General features: G+C 74.1%; 1 protein-coding gene. It reads right to left on the bottom strand.

Annotation, left to right across the window (positions count from 1 at the left end; all coding sequences use genetic code 11):
* Positions 1-2,130: beta-ketoacyl reductase (locus CCN51_RS50585; RefSeq protein ID WP_170061382.1), on the bottom strand; the 2,130-nt coding region annotated here is incomplete at both ends.

Here is a 2,130-nt window from a genome sequence, read left to right as displayed (position 1 = left end):
CCGTCTCCAGGAACAGCCGCTGCTGCGGATCCATCGCCGCCGCCTCCCGCGGCGAGATCCCGAAGTGCAACGGATCGAACCGATCCACCCCGTCCAGGAACCCGCCCCATACCCCAGGCCACCCACCGTCCGCACCGGACTCCGCCGCGCCATCCCACCGGTCGGCCGGAACCCGCGTCACACAGTCCGCGCCCTCCCGCAGCCGGGCCCACAGCGCCTCGACGTCCTCCGCCTGCGGATAGCGCCCACTGAGGCTGATGATCGCAACGTCCTGACCACGCTCACCGCCACCGCTGCCACCACTGCCACCGCTGCCATCGCTGCGTCGCGCGACCGCGGCCACCTCGCGCTCGCGCGCCACCACCCGCTCCGGCACAGGTACAGGCACGGGTGTGGGTGCGGGCGCGGGCACACCGAGCAGCGCCCGTAGCGCCTCCAGGTGGTCCTCGATGAAGTACCGCGCCAGCTCCCGCACCGACTCCGTCTCGAACAACAACGTCCGCGACAGCGGTCCGAACGACTCCTCCAACCGAGCGATCACATTCACCGCGATCACCGAGTCCATCCCGTACCGCTCCAGCGGAGCGTCCGGGGACAGCCGTTCGGCGGTGACCCCCAGCGACGACGCCAACAGCTGCCGCAGATGGCCGACCGCCCGGTCCTCCAACGCGTGATCCGCCCCAGACCCGCCGCCATGGGCCACGGCGTCACGGTCCGCGCTGTCGGCGGACACGGCGCGCGGCCCTTCGCCGCCGCTCAGCACCTGCGGCAGCCGGTCGCGTTCACCCACGACGACCAGCAGCCTGCCATCCGCCAGGCCGTTGTCCTCCGGGGCCATGGCACATCGCAGCGCCACCAGCCCGCGAGCGGTGTCCAGCGGCGCCAGGCCCACGCTGTCCAGGTTCTCCCGGACCGCGTCGCCTCCCATGCCGCCCTCTTCCCACAGCGGCCAGTCGATCGAGACGGTCCTGCCGCGGCACACCCCGGCGTCGACAAGGCCGTTGCGGTACCCGGCGTACGCGGCCATGAACGCGTTGCCCGCGGCGTAGTCGGCCTGCCCGGCGTTGCCGAAGGCCCCGGCGATCGACGAGAAGCACAGGAACACCTCGAGCGGCTGGTCCCGGCTCAGCTCGTCCAGGTTGACCAGTCCGGCGACCTTCGGCGCCAGCACACGGGCCAGCGCCTCGGGGCTCTTGCGGAGCAGGTACGCGTCGTCGACGACCCCGGCGCTGTGCACGATGCCCGTCAACGGCCCGTGGTTGTCGGCCACATGGGCCAGCAACCGGGCGACCGCGTCCCGGTCGGCCACATCGGCGCGCTGGTAGTCGACCGTCAGCCCCGCCGCCCGGAGGGCGCCCAGCACATCCCGCCGCTCCTCGCCCAGTGGCGAGCGGCCGGTGAGGACGACGGTGGCGTGGCCGACCGAGGCGGCGATCTCATGCGCCACGATCCGGCCGAGGCCACCGGCGCCCCCGGTGATCAGGTAGACGCCGCCCTCCCGCCACGGCGTGGCCGCGGGGCGGGCGGACGCGATCTCCTCCCACCGTGCCACCTGGCGGCGGCGGTCGCGGTGGCGCACCTCCGGCTCCACGCCACCCGACGGCGGCTCCACACCACCGGACGACGTCGCCTCCGCCAGCAGACGGGCGGCCACGGTGGCCGGAGCCGCACCGTCCAGGCACTCGACGAGCTGGGTGCGCAGCAGCGGATTCTCCAGCTGAGCCGTCTTCAGCAGCCCCGTAAGCCCGCCGAAGCAGGCCAGGCGCCCCCGCTCGGCGTCCGCGCCGGCCGCGCCGACCAGCGCGACCTGGAGCAGCACCGGCCGCCGCACGCCACCCGCCAACAGATCGCGGACCACGGTGAACACCCGCTCCGCGATCCGGGCGTACTGCCGGTCCAGCGGCCCGTTGCCGGGATCCACGAACACACAGGCGGTGGCAGCGGGCAGCGCGGCCCGAAGCGCCTCGCCCTCCCCCGCCGCCAGGCTGCCGACCACCACCACCTGGTGCTCGGCGAACGCCTCTCCCGTGGTCGCCGGGGTGGTCTCGGTCTCCTGGGCGGACCATACGGGGCGCAGCAGCAGCATCTCCGCGCCCTCGACCGCCGCATCCCGCGGCCGGGGCGCCGACG

This window comes from Streptomyces milbemycinicus (assembly GCF_002154605.1).
In the GTDB taxonomy this organism is placed as follows: domain Bacteria; phylum Actinomycetota; class Actinomycetes; order Streptomycetales; family Streptomycetaceae; genus Streptomyces; species Streptomyces milbemycinicus.
This window is presented reverse-complemented; position numbering and strand designations above follow the sequence as displayed.